Raw genomic sequence first — 5,933 nt, forward strand, 5'->3', positions numbered from 1 at the left:
AGCGCAGCCGAGCATGGCTCGGCTCTACAGAAGAAGCGCAGCCGAGCATGGCTCGGCTCTACAGAAGAAGCGCAGCCGAGCATGGCTCGGCTCTACAGAAGAAGCGCAGCCGAGCATGGCTCGGCTCTACAGAAGAAGCGCAGCCGAGCATGGCTCGGCTCTACAGAAGAAGCGCAGCCGAGCATGGCTCGGCTCTACAGAAGAAGCGCAGCCGAGCATGGCTCGGCTCTACAGAAGAAGCGCAGCCGAGCATGGCTCGGCTCTACAGAAGAAGCGCAGCCGAGCATGGCTCGGCTCTACAGAAGAAGCGCAGCCGAGCATGGCTCGGCTCTACAGAAGAAGCGCAGCCGAGCATGGGCTCGGCTCTACAGAAGATCAGGAGCAGTCGAGCAAGCTCGACTCTACAAACGGCCAGCGCCGTTTACGCGGACGACGTGCCGCCACGCAGCCCACTGAACACCGATTCCGCTGCAAACCCCACGCCACCCAGCAGCACGCCGAAGTACACCACCGTGGCCACCACGAACGCGTAACCGGCCGCCACCGCCGCGCCATCGCGCTGGATGAACCCGATCGCGAACGACATCAGCGCCAGCGCAGGCAGAGTGTTGCTGAAGGGAATCGGCCCGGCCGGTGCCATCAGCAGCAGCGTGGCAAACACCAGCGCCAGGTTGTTCAGCCGCATCATCTTCTTCGAACGCACCATCACCGCCAGCCGCATCGGCTGCGACAGCCGCTCCATGCGGTGCACCCACTTCAGGGCGCGGCCCAGGTTGGCCTTCAGCTTTTCGGTGGCCACCTCACGCTCGGCCAGGCGGCGCGGCACCCACAGCGGGCGGTCGCGCGCGCGGCTCAGGCCGATCAACAGGATGGACGCACCGAACACCGTGCTCAGCCCGGGAATCGACACCGGAATCAGGAAGATCGCCGAGAGCAGGATCACGATCAGCATCAGCCCCTCGTCGCCCAGCGCCTGCAGCAGCGTGCCCACGCGGATCTGCTCGCCGGGCAGGCCGTGGATCAGGTCTTCGATCTGCTCGGCCAACGGTGCGGTGTCGGTAGCCTCGGGGGCGCGGTAGGTCATGCGTCTGGATCTCCAGGGGAGGGCGGTCATGGGGGCCGTCCTGCGGTGGGGGCGCACAGGCTTGCTGAGTATCCCTGCAGCCGCGCCCGGCGGTATGAACCGCGCATGAGGCGGGCAGGTGCGCGACTGCCCTAAAATAGCGGTCCCCACATGCAAGGTTGGACGTTGATGGACATGGGCCGCAGGCAATCGACCATCGCACTGGTCGCCATCGATATGGATGGCACCCTGCTGGACCCCGCCCATAAGCTCACCGAGCGGGCCAAGGCAGCCATCGCGCAGGCGCGCGCGCTGGGCGTGCATATCGTGCTGACCAGCGGCCGCCCCGTATCCGGCCTGGCGCCGTTCCTGCAGGAACTGGGCATCAACGGTGACGACGACTACTGCATCGCCTGCAACGGCGGCCTGGTGCGGCGCCTGGGCACCGGCGAGAACGTGGCCGAATTCCCCCTCAGCTTCGAGGATTTCCGTTACTGCGAACAGGTCGCGCGCGATATCGGCGTGCACTTCCAGGCCCTCGACGGCCAGCGCCTGTACACGCCCAACCAGGACATCAGCCGCTACACCGTCATCGACTCGCATCTCTCGCACGTGCCGCTGTCGTACCGCCGCGTGGAAGACATGGATCCATCGATGTCCTTCATCAAGCTGATGATGATCGACGAGCCCGACGTGCTGGACGCGGCCATCGCACACCTGCCGGCCGAACTGACCGAGCGCTTTGCCGTGCTGAAGAGCGCACCGTTCTTCCTGGAAGTGTTCGACCACCGCGCCGGCAAGGGGCCCAGCCTGCAGAAGCTGGCCGAGCATCTGGGCATCGACCGCGCCAACGTCATGGCCATCGGCGACCAGGAAAACGACCTGACCATGCTGCAGTTTGCCGGCACCAGCGTGGCGATGGGCAATGCCATCGATGCAGTGAAGGCGGTGGCGCGTTTTGAAACCACCACCAATGCCGAAGATGGCGTGGCCAAGGCCATCGAACGGTTCGTACTGCGTTAAGGCGATGGCACGCAGGACGCCGCCGCACTCGGCGACGTCCCGCAGCCAGCTTTATTGGCAGACGTACTCTCGTGCTGACTCAATGAAGTCGACGTCGAGTTCGTTGTACTGGATTTCGACGGTTTCCTTGCTGGTCGAGGTAACCACTGCGCGCGTGCCGACGGTGCACGCGGCAGGGAGGCCACCAGCGAAGACCTGGCCATTGATTGCATACGCCAAGCCGTAACAGGCCGAGCCGAGCTGGAACGGATTATGGCCGCAGGCATTCACCTGCCCGTTGGACAATCCACTGGAGGCGCTGTAGTTGGCGGTCCAGCCGCTGGCTGAATCGGTGGCGCAGATGCCTGGAAAATCCTGAATCGGTGTATCGGCGGCTGTGCAGGTGTACTGGTTGTAGCTTCCGAACCAGCTCAGTTTAAGGTACGCCGAGCGGCCGCTGTCGACCCATTGTGCGGCGGAGGCAGTTTCGGCGAAGGCGGACAGGCCGAGCAGGCACAGTGCAGATACAGCGAGCGGCTTCAATCCATTCAACATGACGTTCATCCTTTGAAGTGTCGAGTTATCGCGTCGGAGCGTTGCATGGCAGCGCGTGCGGAAGGCCTCGCATAGGTCCGCGCGGCCGCCGTGGCCATAGTCAGCCAGCTACATTGCAGCTGCAAGCCGATTTGACAGGCAAAAGTGGAAACACTGACGCAGCGCACATACACCCTTCCGTAATGTAGTGGTGGTAAGGCGGCTATCGAAGCAAGCGCAGTGTTTGGTTTCCGACAGAGTTGCTCAGGCGTCAGCGCCGGTCAGCATCGGCCGGGAGCGGTAGATGCGCAGCCCCGCATCCTTCTCAAGCGCAAACGGCGCGACGATGCCCAGCGCATGCAGCTGGCCAGGGCTGATCGGCCATGGCGTGGTGGCCAGCGCATTCATCAACGCGTCCAGGCGTTGCGGCGAACGTGCTTCACCCCTGTCCTGCGCCTGCGCAGCGCCCATGCACGGCAGCATCAGGCACGCGATGGCGAATGCTCTCCCTGCGGTCCAGCGGATCATCGGCGCTCCTGCCAACGGGTGTCGGGCAACTGAAGATACTGGACAGAACGATACCTGCGTATAGCCGCGCTGTACCACGGTGCAATGGTGCGCGCGGCACGGCAGTGCAACACTTCCGCCCGTCGAAATCACCCCATCGCATCGCCCGGCAGTTGACTGTCTTCCTCTGCCCCTGACCGGCGCGCAACGCGTCGCTCCTCCTTCAACGCAATCGCATTTCAGCTACAGCATCGCCGCCGGTGCTGCCACGCGCTGGGCGTGCGTCTGCGCCTTCTTTCTCCTGCACCTGGATCCGGCCATGAATACCCCACCCACGACCCTGCTTGCCCTGGCCCTCAGTGCCGCACTCGCCGCACCCGCTTACGCTGCCGAAACCAGCGACGCGCCCACCACCCTCAATGCCCTGCAGGTCATCGCCACGCCACGCGGCGCGGCGGTTGCACCCACGCAGGTGGCCGGCCCGAACCGCTACATCATCAACGCCGCCGACCTTGATGCCATGGTCACCGGCAACAACGCCTTGGCCATGCTCAAGGCCGTGCCTGGCGCCAGCTACACCGCCACCGATGGCCTGGGCCTGGATATCTCCGCCACCAGCCTGTTCGTGCGCGGCTTCCGCATGAATGAAATGGGCATCACCTTTGAAGGCGTGCCGCTGAACGACAGCGGCTTCCTCTCGCTCACCGGCACCAGCGTGGTCAACGTGGGCGTGCCCGACGGCATCGGTGCGATCACCGTCAGCCCGGGCGGCGCGCCGGTCAGTGTGTTTTCCAGCAGCACCAACGGCGGCAGCCTGGAATATCGCCTGCGCGGCCTGCAGGACACGCCCAGCCTGCGCATCAAGCAGGGCGTGGGCAGCAACCGCACGCTGGTCACCACGGTATCCGCGCAGACCGGCCAGCTGGGCGAGCACGGCCCGAAAGTGCTGGTCGACCTGCAGCGCGTCTCAGCGGACAAGTACCAAGGCGCAGGCACGCAGGATTTCCTGCGCGGCAACCTGAAAGCGCAGCAGGAGGTGGACTGGGGTGATTTCACCGTCTTCGCCTCCGACAGCAAGGCCAAGGTCTGGGGCTACAACAACATCTCCTTCGACATGATCCGCAAGCTGGGCTGGAAGGCCGACAGCTTCTACCCCGATTACGCCTGGGCGTACTACGTGGCCTCGCCGGAGAATGCCGATGAATCCTGCGGTGCCTACACCTGCGGCGAGCTGTCCGAACTGATTCCCTACCAGACCGGCCAGATCACCCGCGACCGCGTGGCGTCCATCAACCACCGTGTCCAGATCACGCCCGCACTCAGTGGCAACGTGCAGCTGTACAACGCCAACAGCCACACCCAGGCCACGCTGACCGACCCCACCCTGCCGTCGCCCAACGGCGCGCCGTTCTCCGAACAGGTGCAGACGCCACGCGTGAACCGCCTCGGTGGCATGGCCAACCTGCAGTTCGAGGTTGGCGCGCACATCATCAGCGCGGGCTTCTGGCAGGAGAAGAGCAAGGCCGCTGCCCGTACCGACTGGTACCAGCAACCGCTGCTGGGGCAGGGCAAACCGCTGAATGCCACCGGCCCGTTCGATGTGCATGGTCCGGCCTTCCTCACTGACAACGCCTCGCGATGGGTCACCCGTTCGCAGCAGTTCTACCTGCACGATGACATCGCGTTGAGCGACACGCTGAAGCTGGGCGTCGGCTTCAAGGCCGTGGATTTCCGCACCGAAGGCGGCGGCCTCGGCGATGCCGTGGACCGCCCGGTATACGGCGCGCTGCGCGCCAAGGACAACGTCCTGCCGCACGTCTCGCTGTTCTGGAGCCCGAGCGACGCCACCGATGCCTTCATCGACGTGGCCAACACCATGAACGGCTATCGCGTGGCCCAGCGCGGCAACATCGGCTATACCGCATCGGCGTGGACTATCAGCGACCAGGACGAGTTCGACCGCGTGGCTGGCACGCTGCGGCCGGAGAAGAACTGGAACTTCACCGTGGGCGCAACGCATCGCTTCGAGCGTCTGACGCTGACCGGCGATGTGTTCTACAGCGATATCCGCAACCGTTTGCTGTCAGCGGCCATCGGCACACAGTTCGCGCAGATCAACACCGTGCGGCTGATGCCGAAGATGCATGTGATTGGCGCCGACCTCGGCATTACCGCGGACATCACCGATCGCGTGCAGTTCTACCAGGGCGTAGCCATCGCCCGTTCGTATTACGGCAGTGATTTCGTGGTGGGCGATACCGTGTACCCGATCAAGGGCAACGCCCAGCCGGGGTATCCGCAGGTTTCGCTGGTGAGCGATCTGTCCGCGCATCTTGGCAACTGGCGCTTGGGTGCCACCAGCACCTCCTACCTGCGCCAGCCCTTTACGTACGAGAACGACATCCGCGTGCCCACGTTCTGGCAGGTGAACACCTACGCCGCATACACGCTGGGCGAGGGCAGTGTGCTGCCCGGGTTGGAACTGCGGCTGGATGTGAGCAACCTGTTCAACCGCAACAACATCGGCACCGCCACGATTGCGGGTTCCTCGTTCTCGGGCGATTACCAGACGCTGCAGCGCAGCGCCCCACGGCAGGTGATGTTCAGTACCGCGATGACCTTCTAAGTAGATCCACGCCATGCGTGGATGCTCACCGCGCACCCCGGTAGCGCCGGGCCATGCCCGGCGGAATACCTCCAGCGCCGGGAAACCCTGCCAACCAAGGTTGGCATCTACCAAAACGGCACACGCATTACCCGGGGTCGGATCCCTCCGCGAATGCGGAGGACTCTGCCCCCAGTAGATCCACGCCATGCGTGGATGCTC

The 5,933-nt window shown here is 64.4% G+C and carries 5 protein-coding genes; 2 read left to right on the top strand and 3 right to left on the bottom strand.

Features of this window, described 5'->3' with window-relative positions:
- Nucleotides 1–421: 421 nt before the first annotated feature.
- On the bottom strand, nt 422–1,084 hold the full coding sequence (locus IAE41_RS21585) for an exopolysaccharide biosynthesis protein (protein ID WP_200734509.1): 663 nt from the start codon (nt 1,082–1,084) through the stop codon (nt 422–424).
- A 168-nt stretch (nt 1,085–1,252) separates the two neighbouring features.
- Here IAE41_RS21585 and yidA point away from each other — a divergent pair, with 168 nt between their 5' ends.
- On the top strand, nt 1,253–2,086 hold the full coding sequence (yidA, locus tag IAE41_RS21590) for a sugar-phosphatase (RefSeq protein ID WP_200734512.1): 834 nt from the start codon (nt 1,253–1,255) through the stop codon (nt 2,084–2,086).
- Nucleotides 2,087–2,137: 51 nt separating this feature from the next.
- On the opposite strand, the gene IAE41_RS21595 is transcribed toward yidA, so the two are convergent.
- Both IAE41_RS21595 and IAE41_RS21600 read right to left on the bottom strand, forming a co-directional pair.
- On the bottom strand, nt 2,138–2,620 hold the full coding sequence (locus tag IAE41_RS21595; protein WP_200734510.1) for a hypothetical protein: 483 nt from the start codon (nt 2,618–2,620) through the stop codon (nt 2,138–2,140).
- A gap of 243 nt (nt 2,621–2,863) precedes the next feature.
- A complete protein-coding gene (locus tag IAE41_RS21600) occupies nt 2,864–3,127 on the bottom strand; it encodes a hypothetical protein (protein WP_234458967.1) in 264 nt (87 codons plus the stop codon).
- Between the two features lie 298 nt (nt 3,128–3,425).
- On the opposite strand from IAE41_RS21600, the gene IAE41_RS21605 reads away from it, so the two are divergent.
- Nucleotides 3,426–5,732: a TonB-dependent receptor gene (locus IAE41_RS21605; RefSeq protein ID WP_200734511.1), complete on the top strand. Its 2,307-nt coding sequence runs from the start codon at nt 3,426–3,428 to the stop codon at nt 5,730–5,732.
- Nucleotides 5,733–5,933: the final 201 nt, after the last annotated feature.

The sequence above is a fragment of the Stenotrophomonas sp. S39 genome, assembly GCF_016624665.1.
GTDB lineage: Bacteria > Pseudomonadota > Gammaproteobacteria > Xanthomonadales > Xanthomonadaceae > Stenotrophomonas.